Raw genomic sequence first — 19,731 nt, 5'->3', positions numbered from 1 at the left:
GCTGGTCGCACCCCATCCAGAATTGGAATTTGACGCTGTCTCAGTTGTCGATCCACTTTGAGGGTCGATTGGACGAATACATCGACTTGTGAATTAGATTACTGACACAGAGTTATGAACACCCTCGAGTATACAGTTTGTATATAAAATCCCCCGAACAATGAGGCACATATTTATCCGAGAGGAGTTCAAGAATACGCACACAAAGTAATAAATTGACATACATATGCAGCTTATAGCAGGTATTTATACCTGTTAACATAGAACACTACAGTCATTGTTAACTTATAACCACAATGACTGTAGTGAACCCCACCTACTTAGAAGTTACCGTTTACTAGCCAACTACATTTATCAGAACAATGTTTTGCTGACTATTCAACCACAGCTTCATGAGATATATAGAACAACAACTCCGCAAGTCTAGCATTATTTTCTTTTAATAGGCAGTCATTAATCTTTTTATTTACAAGCACTTTAAATAGATCGTAAGTTGAATAAAGAGTCTTCCCATCATCTAGCCAGTGAGCAACTAAATATGACATAACTTCACTAAGAATTTCTCTAAATGATAGTATATCTTCTTCTGTCAAACCTATTTTACTGATATTTCCATGGTCTCCTAGCTCACCAATCTCTGAAGGTAAAAGCCCAAAGCCCAAACAGCTAGCCTTATTTCTAAATGGACGAGAGCTTTTCATTAATCCCGCTGAAAAACACGAAATTAGAAACAACTGTCGATCTTTAAACAGACCCATCTCGTCTTTCTTAACAAGAGCTGCTCGCGGATAATCAACACTCTCACCACCAAAGAGCATACTGGAAGTACTGTGGCCAATAAAAACCACTTTAGATCCTGGCGGTATGTCCTGAATCTCACGTCTAGCCTTCTCATAAGATGGGTCATCAGCAGCACATCTAATGACTTTTAGGCTACCATCTATAACTAGATTATTGACAGCATCCAGAACTGGATCCATAAAGTCAGTAGTTGGGTCATTAGGAAATATTATGTACATATCACTAACTATTCAAATCTACAAGATGGGCAAAAGTAAGCTCTACAAAATGATTTTTGAAAGCTCTCCCATGATGTGTTTCATTTGTAATTTGATTGGCTATTTCACCAAGCATCTTTCCTTTGAATCTAGGGTATCCTTCGCTAAACTTATACTCCGCATTGTTCTCTAGAAGCTTTAGAAAGGTATCATCCATTGAAATCTTTTGCTTCTCTTTAACGATCATTGCAGAGAGTTCGTTAGTTAGACTTTCTCGCTTGTAAAATGCATGAAGGTTCAGTTTTACAAGATCAATGAACTCTGCCTTTGATGTGACAACGAATTCCATGAACTTGTCTTCTTCAGATGAATAGCAAATAAACTTAGATCTCTTAAATGCATTTCGGCCTGTGGCCGATGTGTTCACAAGCCATTTGAGGAGCAAGTAGCCGTTCACATTTTTACTTTTAAAACTAAAGTCACAAGCAACCACATCAAAGGGTCTTCTATTTAGGTTATTATTTATGTGTTTCTTTAATTTTGAAAAGTCAATATCATGGCCATGCTCAAACTCCGCCATAAGATCATGTTCTCTAGGGTCTAGCTTTTCAAAATCTAAAGTAATTCCACTTCTATGAAGTTTCATCTTAACAGAGTCAATTGACTGTGAAATGTCATCATCATCGATGAATAGCACTCGGACTATCGTCATTTGAAAACCACCTTAAAGCAGGCTCCAGGCAACAGCTTATCGTTGCCCACAAAACTGATAGTGGCATTCATTCCTTTCAATAACTCCTTGGTATGATGAAGCCCAATTCCGGAACCCTGAATTGAGTTACTCGGTTCATCACGAGCTCCTAACTCAAATATTTGTTCAGGACGGTCAATAAATAGCTCTGACATTCCCTCCCCATCATCAGACATTAATAACACGAGAGTTCCTTCATCTTCAGCAAAGCTGAATTTCATTTGTGAAGCCCCCCACTTGGAGGCATTTGACAGAATGTTATCCATAATTATTGAAAGGTTCAGTACGCTTATTGACCTAGTAAAAGATATATCTGAACCAGTAAAATCAATCTCTATATTATTCTTATATATTTCTAGGTACTCAAAAATATACTGGACGACATCAACACTTCTAAGGTCAATATCTTTATCAAAGCCAGAGCGAGTAACCAACTCTGCCATCTTTAAATTCTTCACCGAATATAATTTAATTGCACTGAGCTTATTAATTAATTCTTCCTTACTTAGCTCTTCATACTCAATCGAGTCAAGTAGATATTCCAGGCCCTCATTTATTTCGACACTATTTAGCTTGATCGTATGTATAAGGCCGTCGGCATCCGGGCTCAGTGTCCTCCGAGTAGCAAGTAGATAAGCTTGTTTTTTCTGTTCAATCTTCAAGCTTTTTTCTACTTTTGCTGTTTCACTTTGTGCCGCCTGGACTTCCTTGCTTGCTTGCTCGACTTTCTTGCTAGCTTCTTCTACTTGCTTTTGACTAGCTTGTACAATCTTTTTTACAATCCCTTTTTCTCTAGGATTCAATTCACTTAGCGCTTTATCCTCAGTTGTAGTAACAAAGTCATCTAGAAACTTTATATACTTGTCTTCGTTGATCTCCTGAATCATTGAGACAATATTCTCATCTATGTCAAAGTCTATATAGTCAAAATTAGACTTAAGAGCTTTCTTTAGTTCAGCGAGAACATTCTCTTCTGACAAGTTCCTTATAGTGAATCTTTTAGGATCCCGAATAAGATCATCCGCTGAAACAACTTTCTGCTTCCCATGTCTATCTATAAGACGATTCCATCCTATTCCATTTACGACAAAATTCTCGAGTTGACGAATTATTGTAGAAACATATCCATATTCTTTTTTACCATTTTTGAGAGTTACTTGATCCTCATGATCATAAGCAACAAGCTCAAAGTAAGAATCATTATGAGCTAGACCTTCGCGGCTAGTGATAACAGAAAATGTATCATCACTGTCACTAATATCTATCCTACCAATGATGTCTCGAGTACCAAGGTTCCTAGATGTTCCTTGTGATTTTCTTTGGTCTAGTCCGAGCCAATCATTTTTTTCATTACCATACGGAGAAATTCTAAATGAGTTATAGAACAAAAATACCGATCCATAAGCATTAGGCTTAATCCCAAAACTTCTAGTGAAGTAAGATTTGGACATGGTATCCAAATAGTGCACTTCAACAGATATATTTTTTAAAGATGAGTATGGATTTACCGCTTTATATAGGTAAACTATTTCACCTTGAAAGAATAAGGTTGTCTCTAAGTACATCCCATCCTTATCAATGGAAGACTTTATATATGTGGTTTTAAAGGCTAGCTTGTCTAATATGTTATTGTTTACTTTGGCGTTATTTCTCTTCTTTAACTCTTTATCTTTAAAATCCACATTACTGCTGAAATACACATTGAAATCATCATCTAGCGAAGGAGAAAACTTCTCAATTTCAGCCAGGAGCTTCTTTATTTTTTGTTCGTTCCAGTTGCTGCGTAAATTTTTAATAATGAGAACCGTTCCACTATCAAAATCATCCTCTGAGATAGCATCAAGAAAAACCGATTCATCTAGAACTTCTATTATAAGAGGAATACTTGAAATTTCATCATCCCGCCCTTTGTTTTCAAATAAAGTCCAGTCAATGGTAAGCTTCAAGTATTCTCCAAGTTTGGTTCTCGTGTATAGGTCTAATTTATCTCCAAGCCTGTCACAACTAAACCGACCAACCCCTTTATTTCCAGCATAAACTTGATCGCTTCTGTTTTTCTTTTCGGAAAAAGCAATATTTAACCATTTTTCTTGTATGTCTTCTTTTGACATTCCCATGCCAAAATCTTTTATAATTATTTCAGGGGAGGCAAGGAAATCAGGTAATACAGATGGTGTAGCTATAATATCATTCATAGATAAAATAACTTTTTTGGAACTGGCATCTTTAGAGTTTTTAATCAACTCTATTATCGCAACGTTGTCATTATAAATCAGACCACGCCCAACGATATCTTTTACGCCTGCATTTGCTTTAAAGTGAGACTTTAGCTCTCTATTTATAGTTGTCATTATCTAGCATTCCTTTGATCAATTGCCCCAATGCCTCTCCAAGTAGCGGGGGAACAGCATTTCCAATTTGAGTATATCTAGGGCACTCGCTTTTTCTTGCTTGGCCTCCAGTCGTATACTTCCCTAGTACTTCAAAGCTATCCGGAAAAGATTGAATCCTAGCCATTTCTCTAACGGTTAAGATTCTCGGTTCATCGTAATGAAGAAGATCATCAGGTAGAGTTGTCAATGTTCTTGAAGGACGCTCTCGATGCAGTACAGTGATCGCATGCTTTTTCGTTCCTACTCTTTCACGGAGCTTTTCATTAAGCGCTACTCCTGGAGTACATATTTCTTGTATAAGCCTAAACTTTTCTACTGTTTGTTTCTTATGTCTTGCAAGACGCAAGCTATTTGGTGCCTTTATTCGCATCCCCTTTCGCATAAGCTTTAAGTAGGCTGATTTCTTTTTAGGAACTCTATAATCAATCATTTTGAAGCCCGTTACTTCAGAACCTGAATGAGCAATTAGCTCTTTATTATTTGTGGTTAAATCAGCAATCGCGTCTTCGGCTGTCATATTTCTAAGAGGCAGTCCTTTCTGACGTAAAAACGAGGTGCGACTATCAAACAGTTTTTTGAACGGGTCAAAGCCAGAGCATTCATCTAACTCTTTTTTGACTCCAATCATGATAAATCTAATTCGAGTTTGAGGGACTCCAAAATCAGAGCTACAGACATATTTCTGATAAACAGCATAGCCAAGACTCTCAAGTTTTTCTCTTACAACAAGTGAGTATGGAACTTTTGAACTCTCACACTTAGAGTTACTGAAGGTGGTATTAAATCCTCTGACATTCTCTAGCAACAAATATTTTGGTGAGATAATGTCAACCATCTTAATGTATTCTTCAGATAGCTTATTCCTAGGATCTTTCGCATTTCTTCGCCCTGCCATTGAGAACCCTTGACATGGTGGCCCTCCAGCTATCAGGTCGACTTTACCTCTCAGAGATTTCAGCTCATCTCTATAACTTTCTAGAAGCTCTTGAATACAGTTAGCCTCTTTCGGAAGCCATTGAGGCCAAGCAAAGTGTGAATTTTTTCCATCAATTAGGTTGTGTCTAAATGTTGAGAATGCCATCGGATCTTTCTCAACGGCGAAGAGACCCTGCCATCCAGCATGGCCGAGTCCTAAAGACAATCCCCCACAACCCGAAAACAAATCGATGTATGTACCTGTCAACTTTCGGGTGCTTTCTGTTTCACTCATTATATGTTTTTTCTTTTCAATCAATAGCCTCACCGCTCAAGGGTCATTGTACACATATCGCGTTTAGACACCAGGAAAATCTTTCTCAGTGCGCATTCTTAAAACCAAATCATGGTCATAAAAATCAACAACTTACCTGGTTCGTGAGCGAAGGGCTCACTCGCCTTAAGGAGCGTTTCCTATAGAATTTACTTACTGAATATCTTCATCTTTCAGGAGTACGCAGTTGCAACATACTGCCCCCACCATTCCATCATCACGCGACGCCGGTCTAAGTACTCAGCACGATTGTAAGCAGCACGCACATCGTTACTGTCTAAATGTGCCAGAGCTACCTCAACCAAGTCCGAAGCGAACCCTTGTTCATTGAGCGTTGTGCTGGCTATCGAACGCATGCCATGGGAAACAAGCCTCTTAGCAAAGCCTAGGCGTTTAAGTGCTTGATTTGCTGTTTGGCTACTCGCATGCCCGAGGGGGTCGCCACGTTTAGGAAAGACATACTCATGCTTGCCGCTAATCTGCTTCATCCTGGCTAGAATAACCAGCGCTTGCGCACTTAGTGGCACCTTGTGCACTCTGCGCATCTTCATTCGCTTCGCTGGAATCGTCCATAGTTTTTGACTCTCACAGATTTCATCCCAACGCGCGCCCGCAGCCTCTCCGGGACGCGCCATCGTCAAAAGCTGGAACTCAATAAGAAGCCTTGTCTGCTCCGCCAGTCTGCCGCTATAGATGGCGCTCGTAAGCTCTGGTAGCTCCTCAGGACGTAAGGTCGGCATGTTTACTACCTTGGGGGTCTTGAAAGCCGATATGATGCCTGTGAGGTTATTCCCTTCTACATAGCCCGTGTTGGCAGCATAGGTCATTATCTGATTCAGGTTTTGACAAAGCCTTTTGAGCATGTCCAGCTTTCCGGCCTGCTCTAAATCTCTCAAAACCTCTATGACCTCCATCCTTGAGATCTCCCTGATTGGCCGGGATCCTAGCTTTGGGAATACATGCAGTCCTAGTCTGTCCCATATCTTGGACGCCTGCATCTCTGAGACCTTTGTCGCTTTGACCTTGTGCCATTCCTTCGCAACAGCCAGCAGTGTGTGTACCTTGCTCTGGCGATGCCGCAGTTCTTCGGCGTCCCGATGCTCAATGGGATCAATGTTATCAGCAAGGAGCACACGGGCATCTGCCGCCAACTCACGCGCTTTGGCCAAACTAATTGCAGGATAAGCCCCAAGCCCCATATTAGAGCGCTTCTTGGTATAGGGCTTCGAGTAGTTGAATAGCCAGCGTTTTGAGCCAGTGGGACTCACTCTCAGAGTCAACCCATGCCCGTCTCTTAGGGCATACTCCTTGCCCTTAGCCTTCGCATTTTTCACTTCAGTAGCAGTCAGTTGCGACGTTATCTTAGCCATTTTAGTAACACGACCTCAGGTAAACACTCCTTCGTGTTACTAAACGTGTTACCAAAGTGGTGAAATGTCAAGCGACAACCTGATACATGGTGAGACACAAAAAAGCCTCAAGCCCTTGTTTAATAGGAGCTTGAGGCTTTTTTGATTTGCCGCCAGCGGCCTGCTGACGTTGAAAGTGGTGGCCCCTGAGGGACTTGAACCCGCGACCAAGCGATTATGAGTCGCCTGCTCTAACCAACTGAGCTAAGGGGCCTAAATTGTGTGCCAAGCGGAGGAGCTTGGTCTTGATGAAGCAGCAGTATACTCAAGCACTTGGCGACTGTCATCCGTCGATCGCCCCTGAAATTCATTAGGCAAAACCATTCGGCCATTTTTTCGCCAAACCCTCGGGTTCGCTGCAAGAGTCGACGGAGACAGCTTCGAAGCCGTTGCTGCCTAGGGCCATCAATCCTAGTCGGCTCCGCGCATTTTGGCCTGTTGTGCCCCATCTTCGAGCCAGAGCTTTCTCGTCCTTTTCTTGCCCAAGTCGATCGTGACTCATAGCGAGGGATGACGGAGTTAAACCCCTTTGGCGCATTCACAGGCCGACGAACCATCCATTTGATATCGCGTAATTTTACAAGTAGTTACCTTCGTGATCGCCCCCACAAGCGCGATCGCTCTGCACTGCTATACAGAAGCTGAATGGAACCTGAAGGAGGTGGAATGATGCTTGTACGTAACGTCTGCATGGCGACAACCGCGGCTGGTTTATTGCTTCTTGGTTATTACCTGTCAGGCCAGACTTCGTCTTTGCTGACTTACGGCCTCTATCTGGCCATCTCGGCGGTGGTGTTGAGCGGCGTCTGGGATGAGTTTGCCGACGAGCCTCAGGATTCAGATGGATCTTGTTAACGCTGGCGCTTGTCTCTAACAATGGTTGATTCAGGCGTCAGATTGTTGTGCGCCGCGCTGACACTGGTCCGCACTGTGCAGCGCAACCGCGATGCCCGTGCCGGACTCGGCGTTGAGCCGGGCACAGCCGATGGAGCCAATGCTGCTATGCCACGCTGTTTTCTCACAGTATCAGGTGCTTAGGCCCCGAGCTGTGCGCCTAAGGGCTGGGCCGACACAGCGTCTCCGGCCAGTTACCAGACCGAGACCGTTGTTAGCCGGCTAAGCCGCCCAGCAGTGCGACGGGCAGCAACAGCAGTGCACAAAAACCGATGATCACGATCAGGTGGGTGCCCACAGAGCGCCAGAGGCTGAAGCGGTGCGCTTCGGCTAGGTTGGCGATGGCCAACACCAGCGACCAGATCGCGAAGATCCCCTGCAATACGCCGATCACCACCAGCGCGGTGCTCTGCAACAATCCGCCCTGACTGAGCAGCTCAGGTTGGATCAACACTTGTGGCCCGTAGAGCAGTATGGTGAGCAGGGTCAGCACTAGGGTAAATACGGCTGGGACTTGTGCCCAGATCATGCCGATCACGATCGCCTGCACTTCACCCTGACCACCGAGCCAGCCGCCCACTTTCTGAAAGATATAGCCAAACAGATAGGTGAGCGCCCACACGACCAAGACCCCAAGTGGGATCACCAGCGCCAGTGCAAACGCACTAAATAGGCCGAACGGCAGCTCCTCTTCGGAGTAGCCACCGCTGAGTACGCCAGACAAGACCGCCAATACCAGAATGGGCCAGAAGTAACGCATAGGAGTGCGGCTATCGAGGATGGCCCGCAGTGTTTTGCGGGGCTCAAGCATTATGGCCAGCCAGGATTGGCGAGGAAACGCAGCGGCTTCAGTCTCGTTATGCGGTTGCTCTGGTGATGAGGGTGTTGCGTCACTTCCGTGTTCCATATCCATTCCCACTCGCTTCTGTTTCAGTTTCGCCCTAGCCTAACATGCCAGGCTGGCACTGACTTGAGGCGATCGCCGCACCAAACTGTCAGCCCGAGTCGCTCCGTGTGCTCGGCCTAGAACACATGCTGGCCCATGCCATGATGCAGGCCAAACCCAAACACCAATGCCAGCAAGAAGGCACACCAAAGCGCCAGGGCAATGGCGTGCGCGCCAATGCTGCGCCACACGCTGAAGCTGTGGGCGGTGGCCAGGTTGATCACCGTCAGGCCCAGTGACCAGAACAAGAAAATCAACTGCAAGACGCCCGTCAGCACCAGGAATGCGCCAAACAGCACGCCCTGAGTGGAGAGCCAACTGGCGCCGATCGCATCGCCGAGCGCCAGCCATAGCGCCATCAGCAACAGCAACGGTATCAGCAAGATCTGCGGGATCCCGCTCCAGACCCAGCCGATCATGATCGCTTCGGTCGTCCCGCGCCCGCCCAGCCAACCGCCGACATGGCGCATAAACCACGCATGCAAACGCAAGAAGCCGTACAACAGCGGCAATAACACCAGGAGACCGGCACCGCTCGCGATCAGGTCTAACGGCTCGACGTCGGTCATGTGCTGGCTCTGCTCGAGCACGGCCTCCAGCAGGCTGATCAACAAGGGGAGCGTCAACACCCACCAGAAGTAACGCCTTGGCGATGCGCTGTTAAGTATGGCGCGTAGGGTCTGGCGCGGCTCCAACATCATGGCGAACCAAGGCTCTTTAGGGAAGGCGCTCTTTCTGCCGTCCGCCAGCTCGAAAGCGACGGCGATGGATTGGGGTGAGGGCTCATGAGAGCTCGGGGAAAACAAAGACAAGATTGCTCCTTAGGTTGCGACAGAGGCGCTGAGAGATGGTAAGCCAGGGCCAGTTTGAAAGTGAATTTCGGTTGCCCCTTTCACGGGGCGGCCCCCCACGATCCTCCAATTACAGCGATACGCGCGGGTGGCGTGAAAACGGGCCTTACAGGGGACTCGGCGAGCGGGACTTTGGCTGCTAATTTCACGGCTGAAAGGGTGCCAGAAAACACGAAAGAATGTGAGTCATTATGTTTGTTTTGGCCGTCACAAGCGCCGCTCTACAGGCTTGTTATAACAGAGGATCAGTCCCTGCAAATAGGAGCAACATCATGATTTATCAAGCTCTTGCGGTTATAACCATTCTAATTATCACCACCATCCTCGCGTTTGTCTTCAAAGCGTTTGCCGATTCTGCCGCCAGTATGCTGCTGGTGTACGGCGTTGGCTTGGTGATCGCCGAGCAAGCCTGGTCTAATCTGGAGCCCAATCCCTGATCACGCCCTTGCGGGTTGAAAGTTAGCGCCCACGATCATCTCGACAGTGGGCGCATTCAGATCGGTTGATAACAGCCAACCACCGAGCCGATCACGCGCGCTACCGGCTTTGCTCTCACTTAAGGGAAACTGAGCCCGCCCAAAGGTAGGGTGATCAGGCTCAGTGCCAGCAGCGCCAGCAATGCCGTCCCCAGCCCGCGCCAACTGGTGAAGCCATGGGCCGCTGCCAGCGTCCGGCACAGCGACACGAGCCAACCCACGCTGCCCAGCGCCAGCAACCCGCAGGCCAATTGCAAACGCACGCCCACATGAGGCTCAGCGTCCATTCCCCGCTCCGCCAGTTGCAGCAGCAAGGCTTGTAGATCCGGCGCCATTAACCAACAGGACAGGGGGAAGATCAGGACAAAAAACGGCAAGCCACTCCAGCTCAGCGCTGCCCGCGCCTGAGCCGTGCTGCCTTCGCCGCCAAAGCATCGGCGCCCTATCCAGCCCAGCAACCAACCGCCCAACAAGAATAACAGTGGTACCTTCCACAGCGGACTGAACACGTCGGTCTCGATGGAGGTGTTATTGACATTGCCCAGCTCTGGCACGCTCGATGCCATCTGCGCCAGGGCCGGCAACAGCGCGGCGAGTGACTGATACAGGCCGTACTTGGCGGCCCAAGTCAGCAGGGTCATGACCACCACGAGCAGGATCTGATAACGCGCAGGATCGGCAGCCAGAATGGCCTGCATGGTGCGTCTAGGTTGGTAGGCGATGGTCAGCCAGGGCTTCGGCGGGAATAGGGTCTCGGTCATGCTTACTCCTTAAACAGTCAACCGGTGGCAGTGCGCGCCACAAAAAAAACGCGCTCCCCCAAGATGCAATGGGAGAACGCGTTTTTTAACACGGTAAGCTTTAACCCGCAGTGACAGAGCTTACATGATTAAAATTACAGCGCTTTAAGCTGCTCTTTCTGCTCTTCCAGCTTGGCGATGTCGCGCTTGGCGCCATCCAGCTTGGCCTGCTCTTTGGCAACAACAGCCTCTGGCGCCTTGGCCAGGAAGCCTTGGTTACCCAGCTTCTTCTCAACGCGCTCAGCGTCTTGTGCCAGCTTGGCGATCTGCTTGTCGATACGGGCAAACTCCGCGTCAACGTCGATCAGACCTGCCATTGGGATCAGCAGCTCCATCTCACCGATGATCTGGGTGGTGGACATCGGCGCCTCACCCTCCAGCACGGTGATGGACTCGAGGTTGGCCAACTTGGTCAGCATGATGCGGTTGGCTTCGACCCGGGCCAGCTCGTCGGCACTGGCGTTTTTCAACAGTACGTTCAGCGGCTTGGATGGGGCTACGTTCAGCTCACCACGGACGTTACGCACCGCAACGATGAACTTCTTCACCCACTCCAGCTCGATCATGGCCTGCTCGTCGGTCAGCGCGTCATCAAACTGCGGGTATTGCTGCAGCATGATGGTGTCGGCGCCTTTGTTCAGCATCGGCGCCACGGTCTGCCAGATCTCTTCGGTGATGTATGGCATCAGCGGGTGCAGCACGCGCAGCATGCCTTCCAGCACGGTCAGCAGGGTGTGGCGAGTGCCACGCTGTTGTGCTTCGGTGCCGTTTTGCAGTACCGGCTTGGTCAGCTCCAGGTACCAGTCACAGAACTGGTTCCAAGTGAACTCATAGGCGATGTTGGCGGCGATATCGAAACGGTAGGAATCCATCGCTTCGCGCAGGTTCTTAACGGTTTCGTTGTACTGGGCCAGTACCCAACGGTCGGCCAGGGATAGCTCCATCTCGCCGCCATTGGCGCCGCAGTCCTGCTCTTCGGTGTTCATCAGCACGTAACGGCTGGCGTTCCACAGCTTGTTGGCGAAGTTGCGGTACCCTTCCAGACGGTTCATGTCCCAGTTGATGTCACGACCTGTGCTGGCCATCGCCGCTAGGGTGAAGCGCAGCGCATCGGTGCCGTGTGGCACAATGCCGTCCGGGAACTGCTTGCGGGTGCTCTTCTCAATTTTTGCGGCCATCTGCGGCTGCATCATGTTGCCGGTGCGCTTCTCAACCAGAGTTTCCAGATCGATACCGTCGATCATATCCAGCGGATCCAACACGTTGCCCTTGGACTTGGACATCTTGTCGCCCTGCTCGTCGCGGATCAGGCCGGTGACGTACACGGTCTTAAACGGCACTTGAGACTTGCCGTCTTTGTCCTTGTTGAAGTGCATGGTCATCATGATCATGCGGGCAACCCAGAAGAAGATGATGTCGAAACCGGTCACCAACACGTCGGTTGGGTGGAAGGTTTCCAGCTCCGGGGTTTTCTCCGGCCAGCCCAGCGTCCCGAAGGTCCAAAGCGCGGAGGAGAACCAGGTGTCCAGCACGTCGTTGTCCTGGGTCAGCACCACGTCATCGGCCAGGCCATGCTTGGCGCGCACTTCGGCTTCGCTGTTACCGACGTACACCTTACCGGCTTCGTCGTACCAAGCCGGGATACGGTGGCCCCACCACAGCTGACGGGAGATACACCAGTCCTGCACGTCGCGCATCCAGGCGAAGTACATGTTTTCGTACTGCTTAGGCACGAACTGAATGTCGCCGTTTTCAACCGCTTCCACGGCAGGCTCGGCCAGCGGCGCAACGCGCACGTACCATTGATCAGTCAGCATCGGCTCGATCACCACGCCGCCACGATCGCCATACGGCACGGTCAGCTCGTGATCTTTGATCTCTTCCAGCAGGCCCAGCGCTTCGAACTCAGCCACCACGGCGCGACGCGCAGCAAAGCGCTCCATGCCCTGATACTTTTCTGGCAGCTCGGCAGAGTAGACGTCAGACGCCTCGCCGTTGGTGTCCAGTACTTCGGCTTCGTCGCGGATATCGGCGTTGAAGGTCAATACGTTGATCATCGGCAGGGCGTGACGCTTACCCACTTCGTAATCGTTGAAGTCGTGGGCCGGGGTGATCTTCACACAACCGGTGCCCTTCTCCATGTCGGCGTGCTCATCACCCACGATAGGAATGCGGCGGCCGACGATCGGCAGGATCAGCTCTTTGCCGATCAGATCCATGTAGCGTGGATCTTCCGGGTTTACCGCCACACCGGTATCGCCCAGCATGGTTTCCGGACGGGTGGTGGCTACGACGATGTAGTCTTTGCCGTCTTGGGTCTTCACGCCATCCGCCAGCGGGTAGCGGAAATGCCACATGAAGCCTTTCTTGTCTTTGTTCTCTACTTCGAGATCAGAGATGGCGGTGTGCAGTTTCGGATCCCAGTTGACCAGGCGCTTGCCGCGGTAGATCAAGTCATCGTTGTACAGGCTGACAAACACTTCCTGTACCGCCGCAGACATGCCCGGATCCATGGTGAAACGCTCACGCTCCCAATCCACGGACGCGCCCAGACGACGCAGCTGCTGGGTGATGGTGCCGCCGGACTCTTCCTTCCACTCCCACACCTTGTCGATGAAGGTTTCACGGCCCAAGTCCTGACGGGTGATGTTCTGTGCCGCCAGCTTACGCTCAACCACCATTTGGGTCGCGATACCCGCGTGATCGGTACCGACCTGCCACAGGGTGTTTTTGCCCTGCATGCGCTGGTAGCGGATCAGGGTGTCCATGATGGTGTCCTGGAAGGCGTGACCCATATGCAAGCTGCCGGTCACGTTCGGCGGCGGGATCATGATGCTGTACGCATCTTTGCTGGTATCACCGTGGGGCTTGAAGTAGCCCGCTTCTTCCCAACGCTGGTAGTGGCGCTGCTCAATCGACTGGGGGTTGTAAGTCTTATCCATGGAGGGGATCTCTTTAGAAACTAAAACGGCTGACGGGCCAGATCTTGGGTGGCCGGGGACACACCCAATTGGCGGTAGGCGGCAAATCGTCTGCGCGCCTGCGCCTTGGCCTCATCATCAGCCGGGACAAAATCGATAATGTGGGTGAATTGTACCGCAAATTGCGGAACATCGGCGCTTAGGTTGATCAGTAACGGGCGTTTTTCCACCGCAGCGTGATCCCGATCGGCCCAGCCGATCACCACTGGGGCACCGCCGCGAGGCCCCTCCCCCACTAAGTTGTGGGGAACGAAGCTGTCCGGCTCAAACTGCCACAGCAATTCATCGATGCGATGGGCCTGAGCCTGATCCTGACACAGCAGAAAGACGCCCTGACCAGTGCGGTAGGCTCGAGCCGCCGCCTGACAGGCGATCCGCTCGGGATGGTGCGCAGCGTCGGAGCTGGCGATGTAGAAAAGCGCGTTTGACATGCAGATCCTAAAAACACGAAAGGCGAGGTTCCCCTCGCCTTATTCATTTCAAGAGGTTAACTCAATCCTGAACCATCTCTCCGGAGCGGTTCAGCAGGTATTGGGTCAGGATCGGCACCGGACGACCGGTCGAGCCTTTGCTCTTGCCGCCGCTGATCCAAGCAGTACCGGCCACATCCAGATGCGCCCAGTTGTACTTCTTGGCAAAACGCGACAGGAACAGCGCGGCAGTGATGGTGCCTGCCCCTTTCCCGCCCAAGTTGGTCATATCCGCGAACGGGCTGTCGAGCTGATCGCCGTAGTCGTCCCACAGCGGCAGGCGCCAGCAGCGATCGCCGGACAGATCGCCGGCACTTTGCAGATCGTGCGCCAGGCTGTTCTGGTTGGCCAGCAGGCCAGACGCGTGTGCGCCCAGTGCCACAACACACGCCCCGGTCAGGGTGGCGGTGTCGATCACCACCTCCGGATCGAAGCGTTCGACATAGGTTAGCGCATCGCACAGGACCAGACGCCCTTCGGCGTCGGTGTTGAGCACCTCGACCGTCTGACCGGACATGGTGGTGAGGATATCCCCCGGACGGTACGCCTTGCTGCCCGGCATGTTTTCACAGCCCGCCAGAATGGCCACCACGTTGATGGGCAGGTTCAGCTCGCACAAGGCTTTCATGGTGCCGATCACACCGGCCGCGCCGCCCATGTCATACTTCATCTCATCCATGCCCGCGCCGGGCTTGAGCGAAATGCCGCCGGAGTCGAAGGTCAGGCCCTTGCCCACCAGCACAATCGGCTTCTGCTCCGAATCCGCCGCACCCTGATACTTCATCACGGTCATGATGGATTCGTTGTCGCTGCCACGCCCGACGGCCAGGTAGGCGTTCATGCCCAGCTCGGCCATCTGCTCTTCGCCGATGGTGGTGACGGTCAGCTTGTCGCATTTCTCGGCCAGTTGCTTGGCCTGGCTGGCCAAGTAGGCTGGATTACACACATTGGGCGGCATGTTGGCGACGTCACGGCACAGTTTGGCACCGTGTGCGATCCCCAAACCGTGGTTGATCGCCTTCTCACCGACCGGCAACTCGCGTCGGGTTGGCACGTTAAATACCAGCTTGCGCAGCGGACGACGGGTCTCATCCTTCTTGCTCTTCATCGCATCGAAGGTGTAGAGGCTCGACTGGGTGGTCTCCACCGCCTGGCGGACCTTCCAGTAGGTGTCACGGCCTTTGACGTGCAACTCGGTCAGGAAGCAGACCGCTTCCATCGAGCCGGTGTCGTTCAAGGTATTGATGGTTTTGGTGATGATCTGCTTGTACTGGCGCTCGTCCAGTTCACGCTCTTTGCCACAGCCGACCAACAGAACGCGCTCGGACAGCACGTTCGGTACATGGTGCAGCAACAACATCTGACCCGGTTTTCCCTCTAAATCGCCACGGCGCAGCAGATTGCTGATGTAACCGTCGCTGATCTTATCCAGTTGCTCGCCGACTGCGGATAAACGGCGAGGCTCAAACACACCGACTACGATACAGGCACTGCGTTGTTTTTCTGGACTGCCGCTCTTTACACTGAACTCCATGGCATCTCCCGGTTCTTAAAGACATGGCTGTATTATTGTTAGATAATACGCGCTTTGCTGGCCTCCAGGCCGCATGGGACGGGTTTGTTGCCGTTGACAGGGGATTGTATTTTCATACTTTTTCTCCCTCTGTTGGGCCTCGAGGCTGTTTAAAAAGGTGTAAAAGTAGTTAGTTTACTTAAAACACAACCTGTTTCCAGAGAAATTACAAGTTTACTAAACGGACACTGGCTTTGATTGTACTTAGGTACCTGCTCCGGGAAGCTTTCCGGGCCCAGATCGCGGTATTAGCGGTTCTGATCACCGTCTTTATTAGCCAACAATTCGTCAGGATCCTGGCGGACGCGGCAGAAGGACAATTCCCCGGCAAATTGGTTGTCACCCTACTCGCGCTCAACCTGCCTGAGCTGCTTTCCCTGATCCTGCCTTTATCGCTGTTTTTGGGCGTGATGATGGCGCACGGCCGGATGTACGCCGAAAGTGAGATGACGGTGCTGCACGCCGTCGGGATCTCCGAATGGTACGTCACCCGGGTGACGCTGCTGCTGGCCTTTATCATGGCGATCCTCTCCGGCACCACCGCGCTGTGGGTCGCCCCGTGGGCGCAGGAGCGGGAGTATCAGGTGTTAGAGCAGGCCGAATCGGAAGCCGGTCTGGCCGCCTTGGTACAGGGTCGGTTCCAGCGCGCCGCCAACGGCAAAGGGGTGATCTACGTCGAAGGCCTGTCCAAGGGCAATCTGGATACCGTCTTTGTCGCCCAAGTACCGGACGCGGACGCCACCACCACAGATGAAACGGCATTGGTGCTGGCCAACTCCGGCCGCATTGTCGAAGCCAATGACGGCTCGCAGCGTCTGCAGCTCAATGAAGGCGCGCGGATCAGCGGGGTACTCAACACTCAGGAGTACACCCAGCTGGAGTTCGGCAGCTATGAGATGGAGATCAAGGCCCAGGAGTCGTCCCATAAGCGACGCAAGCTGTCCGCCTATTCGATGACCCAGTTGTTCGAGGACGGCTCAGCTCATGCGTGGGCTGAGATCCACTGGCGGATCGCCGTGCCCCTGTCCCTGCCCCTGCTGGTGCTGATCGCCGTGCCCATGTCACGGGTGAATGTGCGCCAGGGCAAGTTTGCCAAGATGGTGCCCGCGATCCTGATCTACCTCGGCTACTTCGGTTTGCTCATGGCCGGACGAAAAGCCATTGAGAATGGTGCCATTCCACACCAGCTCGGGCTGTGGTGGATCCACCTGACCGCACTCGCCATTGGGATCTTGCTGATCGGCAAAGGCCGACCCGGTGGCCGTAAATTCCTAGCGATGTTCAAACGGGAGGCCAAGGCATGATCCGCATTCTCGATATGTACATCGCCCGCACCATTACCAGCACTTCGGCGCTGTGTCTGCTGGTGCTGACCGGCCTGTCCGGGCTGATCAAGTTCGTCGATCAGCTGCGCCTGGTGGGCCGTGGTGACATGACCACCTGGGACGTGGTGATGTACGTGCTGTTTTTGATCCCCCGTGATGTGGAGATGTTCTTCCCCATTGCGGCCATGCTCGGCTCCTTGATCGGCATGGGTATGCTGGCCTCCAGCTCCGAGCTGGTGGTGATGCAAGCGGCCGGCATGTCCCGCCTGAACATCGCTGGCTCGGTGATGAAGACCGCCGTGCCGCTGATGCTGCTGGCGATGCTGTTTGGCGAGTACGTCGCGCCGGTCTCCGAGCAGACCGCCCGTGAGCTGCGGGCGCAGAAGATCTCCGGCGGCAGTTTGATCAGCGCCCGCAATGGCACTTGGGCCAAGGACGGCGACCTGTTCGTCAATATCACCGAGGTGCAGGAAGCCAACAAGCTTAACGGCGTCGCCATCTACGACTTTGACGACAGCAACAACCTGCGCCACGTCACCCAAGCTGAGCAGGCGGTGTTCGAAGGAGAGGCCTGGCGCCTGATCGGCGTCACCAAGACCCGACTCAGTGATGAGCAAGTCAGCACCCACGAGCTGGATCAGGATCGCTGGCGCTCCACCCTGACCCCAGACAAGCTGCAGGTCGTGACCGTCAAACCCGAATCCCTGTCCATCCAAGGACTCATGGGCTATCTGGATTACCTAGAAGCCAACCGGCAGGACACCACACGCTATGAATTGGCACTCTGGCGCAAGGTGGCCCAGCCGATTACCGTCGGCGTGATGATGATGCTGGGCCTCTCCTTTATCTTCGGCCCGCTGCGCTCGGTGACCATGGGCGCGCGCATTCTGCTGGGCGTGATCACCGGTTTCTCCTTCTATCTGAGCAATGAGATCTTCGGCCCCATGAGTCTGGTGATGGGCCTGCCCACCTTCCTCGGCGCCATGCTACCCAGCATGCTGTTTGCGGTGGCGGCCTACTTCATGCTGCAGCGAAGGTAGCGAAGCGCCGGATACAGGACGCTTCGCAGACCGAGTGCTGAGCACGGGCAGAGCCGGCGTTAACGCTCAGAAACAGCCTGAGCCGAGAAGCTGGCCCCTGAACCGACACCACTAAAAATGCGTTAGCAGACGCTCATTGGGCGTGCCAGCTGGCACCAACCAACGGCTGCGCCCGATGCAGTACCTGCGCCTCAAACCGACTGCCCGCCGGAACCACTCCCACCCCGGCGGGGGTGCCGGTCATCACCAGATCGCCATCCTCCAGCGTCATAAAGGACTGGATCTCAGCCAAGATCGCCGCCGGCGAGTAGATCATTAATTCTATCGGCGCCGCCTGGACGATCGCCCCATCAATGCGCAGCTCCAGCGCCAAACCCGCCGACGCCTTCGGCATAGGCACAAACGCACTGAACAGCGCCGAACCATCAAACGCCTTGCAACGCTCCCACGGCAGACCCTGTTGCTTCAGTCGCTGCTGAGACTCGCGCAGGGTGAGATCCAGCCCCACCGCCACCGAGACAAACCGCCCTTGCCGATAGAGAAAGCACAACTCCGCCTCGTAATGCACCGGCTCATCGCCACGCTGTGCCACCAAACGCTCACCGATGGCCGAGTTGGGCTTACAAAACACCACCATCTGCTCAGGCACCGCATTGGCCAACTCCTCGATGTGCGCTAGGTAGTTACGTCCAACGCAGAGGATCTTGGAGGGGGTTACCTGCTCCTGTCCTTCCTTTACCACTCGCATCACGACTCCACTAGCGGCCAGACCGCTGCTCCATCAAGGCCCGATTCTGCTCCAACGTCAGCTCCACCACCTCAGAGCCACTGAGTCGGTCGTGCAGCGCCTGCTGTTGGTCGTCCCACAGCAGACTCAGGTTGGCCACCCCGCCAAAGGCATACAAGGCGCGATACCCCGCCTGTTTACGGCTCATCAGTGCACCGCTGGGGCACTGAACCCGTAGGCGCCACGCGCGCATGCCCAAGGTTTGGCCGCTTTTACTCCAGCTCCAGACAAACAGCCAGGCCACCGCCAGCAGTTTGCCGATCTCATTGAGCGTCAACCACAAGCCGCTGGCCTGCAGCACATCCGAGGCGTGCTCCAAGCCGCGATCGTCCACCACACCCAGCGACAACAAGCCAACAAACAGGGCAAACAGCAGCGCACCGGCGCTCATATACACCGCCAGTGCCACCATAAAATCGTAGATCCAGGCCGCTAACCGGCGCCCCAACCCCGCCCGCGGCGCGTTGGCAAATGAACTCATAAGGCCCTCCTAGCACTTGATTGGCCAGCAGTGTACCAAAGCCGCGTCGCAGATCCCGACCACACTGCGCCAAACCGCGCAAAACTTGCGCACTCAGCACAAAAGGACTTGCCGAACGCAACCTGTTCTATACAATGCAAAACCCTAAGCCGAGGTGGCGGAATTGGTAGACGCAGCGGATTCAAAATCCGCCGGTTAATAGCCTTGAGGGTTCAAGTCCCTCTCTCGGTACCATATTAAGAGAAAGGCCCTGACGAAAGTCAGGGCCTTTTTCGTATCCGCCATTGCGGATCTTGGCGCAGCTCAC

17 protein-coding genes and 2 tRNA genes are annotated in these 19,731 nt (G+C 52.3%); 5 read left to right on the top strand and 14 right to left on the bottom strand.

The features are described 5' to 3' along the window. Positions 1–374: 374 nt before the first annotated feature. From ABEA08_RS00450 to ABEA08_RS00425, 6 genes are all read right to left on the bottom strand, one after another. The gene (locus ABEA08_RS00450) at positions 375–1,019 is read right to left on the bottom strand and encodes a hypothetical protein (protein WP_345332140.1); all 645 of its coding nucleotides are present in this window, start codon (positions 1,017–1,019) and stop codon (positions 375–377) included. A gap of 4 nt (positions 1,020–1,023) precedes the next feature. Continuing rightward, complete coding sequence (locus ABEA08_RS00445) at positions 1,024–1,710, bottom strand: hypothetical protein (protein ID WP_345332138.1); 687 nt, start codon at positions 1,708–1,710, stop codon at positions 1,024–1,026. Further along, positions 1,707–4,100 carry an ATP-binding protein gene (locus ABEA08_RS00440; RefSeq protein WP_345332136.1) on the bottom strand — a complete coding sequence of 798 codons (2,394 nt, stop codon included), beginning with the start codon at positions 4,098–4,100 and terminating at the stop codon, positions 1,707–1,709. Before ABEA08_RS00440 ends, ABEA08_RS00445 begins: the two co-directional genes overlap by 4 nt. After that, positions 4,084–5,376, bottom strand: coding sequence for a DNA cytosine methyltransferase (locus ABEA08_RS00435; RefSeq protein ID WP_345332134.1), 1,293 nt, complete (start codon positions 5,374–5,376; stop codon positions 4,084–4,086). The genes ABEA08_RS00440 and ABEA08_RS00435 overlap by 17 nt, the downstream gene beginning before the upstream one ends. A gap of 188 nt (positions 5,377–5,564) precedes the next feature. Then, on the bottom strand, positions 5,565–6,761 hold the full coding sequence (locus tag ABEA08_RS00430) for an integrase arm-type DNA-binding domain-containing protein (protein WP_345332132.1): 1,197 nt from the start codon (positions 6,759–6,761) through the stop codon (positions 5,565–5,567). Between the two features lie 176 nt (positions 6,762–6,937). After that, positions 6,938–7,014: transfer RNA gene (locus ABEA08_RS00425), tRNA-Ile, on the bottom strand. Between the two features lie 452 nt (positions 7,015–7,466). Here ABEA08_RS00425 and ABEA08_RS00420 point away from each other — a divergent pair. After that, the gene (locus ABEA08_RS00420; RefSeq protein ID WP_345332130.1) at positions 7,467–7,655 is read left to right on the top strand and encodes a hypothetical protein; all 189 of its coding nucleotides are present in this window, start codon (positions 7,467–7,469) and stop codon (positions 7,653–7,655) included. Positions 7,656–7,908: 253 nt separating this feature from the next. Here the strand turns inward: ABEA08_RS00420 and ABEA08_RS00415 are convergent, their stop codons facing one another. Both ABEA08_RS00415 and ABEA08_RS00410 read right to left on the bottom strand, forming a co-directional pair. Then, on the bottom strand, positions 7,909–8,601 hold the full coding sequence (locus ABEA08_RS00415) for a Yip1 family protein (protein ID WP_345332128.1): 693 nt from the start codon (positions 8,599–8,601) through the stop codon (positions 7,909–7,911). Between the two features lie 116 nt (positions 8,602–8,717). After that, positions 8,718–9,452 carry a YIP1 family protein gene (locus ABEA08_RS00410; protein WP_345332126.1) on the bottom strand — a complete coding sequence of 245 codons (735 nt, stop codon included), beginning with the start codon at positions 9,450–9,452 and terminating at the stop codon, positions 8,718–8,720. Between the two features lie 311 nt (positions 9,453–9,763). On the opposite strand from ABEA08_RS00410, the gene ABEA08_RS00405 reads away from it, so the two are divergent. After that, positions 9,764–9,928 (top strand): hypothetical protein, encoded by a 165-nt coding sequence (locus ABEA08_RS00405; RefSeq protein WP_345332124.1) that lies wholly within the window; start codon positions 9,764–9,766, stop codon positions 9,926–9,928. Positions 9,929–10,047: 119 nt separating this feature from the next. On the opposite strand, the gene ABEA08_RS00400 is transcribed toward ABEA08_RS00405, so the two are convergent. From ABEA08_RS00400 to pepA, 4 genes are all read right to left on the bottom strand, one after another. Then, positions 10,048–10,728 (bottom strand): YIP1 family protein, encoded by a 681-nt coding sequence (locus ABEA08_RS00400; protein WP_345332122.1) that lies wholly within the window; start codon positions 10,726–10,728, stop codon positions 10,048–10,050. Between the two features lie 134 nt (positions 10,729–10,862). Continuing rightward, positions 10,863–13,709 carry a valine--tRNA ligase gene (locus ABEA08_RS00395; protein ID WP_345332120.1) on the bottom strand — a complete coding sequence of 949 codons (2,847 nt, stop codon included), beginning with the start codon at positions 13,707–13,709 and terminating at the stop codon, positions 10,863–10,865. Between the two features lie 20 nt (positions 13,710–13,729). After that, on the bottom strand, positions 13,730–14,179 hold the full coding sequence (locus ABEA08_RS00390; RefSeq protein ID WP_345332118.1) for a DNA polymerase III subunit chi: 450 nt from the start codon (positions 14,177–14,179) through the stop codon (positions 13,730–13,732). 61 nt (positions 14,180–14,240) lie between these two features. Next, entirely contained in the window at positions 14,241–15,752 is a 1,512-nt protein-coding gene (gene pepA / locus ABEA08_RS00385; RefSeq protein WP_345332116.1) for a leucyl aminopeptidase, read from the bottom strand. Positions 15,753–15,985: 233 nt separating this feature from the next. On the opposite strand from pepA, the gene lptF reads away from it, so the two are divergent. Both lptF and lptG read left to right on the top strand, forming a co-directional pair. Continuing rightward, positions 15,986–17,095 carry an LPS export ABC transporter permease LptF gene (lptF, locus tag ABEA08_RS00380; RefSeq protein WP_345332114.1) on the top strand — a complete coding sequence of 370 codons (1,110 nt, stop codon included), beginning with the start codon at positions 15,986–15,988 and terminating at the stop codon, positions 17,093–17,095. Next, the gene (lptG, locus tag ABEA08_RS00375; protein WP_345332146.1) at positions 17,095–18,156 is read left to right on the top strand and encodes an LPS export ABC transporter permease LptG; all 1,062 of its coding nucleotides are present in this window, start codon (positions 17,095–17,097) and stop codon (positions 18,154–18,156) included. Before lptF ends, lptG begins: the two co-directional genes overlap by 1 nt. A 133-nt stretch (positions 18,157–18,289) precedes the next feature. Here the strand turns inward: lptG and ABEA08_RS00370 are convergent, their stop codons facing one another. Further along, positions 18,290–18,904 carry a fumarylacetoacetate hydrolase family protein gene (locus tag ABEA08_RS00370; RefSeq protein ID WP_345332112.1) on the bottom strand — a complete coding sequence of 205 codons (615 nt, stop codon included), beginning with the start codon at positions 18,902–18,904 and terminating at the stop codon, positions 18,290–18,292. Positions 18,905–18,914: 10 nt separating this feature from the next. After that, a complete protein-coding gene (locus tag ABEA08_RS00365) occupies positions 18,915–19,424 on the bottom strand; it encodes an RDD family protein (protein WP_345332110.1) in 510 nt (169 codons plus the stop codon). Between the two features lie 148 nt (positions 19,425–19,572). Between ABEA08_RS00365 and ABEA08_RS00360 the strand changes: the two genes are divergently transcribed. Then, a tRNA-Leu gene (locus tag ABEA08_RS00360) sits at positions 19,573–19,658 on the top strand. Positions 19,659–19,731: the final 73 nt, after the last annotated feature.

Source organism: Ferrimonas pelagia, from assembly GCF_039543565.1.
Lineage (GTDB): Bacteria > Pseudomonadota > Gammaproteobacteria > Enterobacterales > Shewanellaceae > Ferrimonas > Ferrimonas pelagia.
The sequence above is the reverse complement of the archived record's forward strand: the minus strand, read 5'-3'. Positions and strand labels throughout refer to the sequence as shown.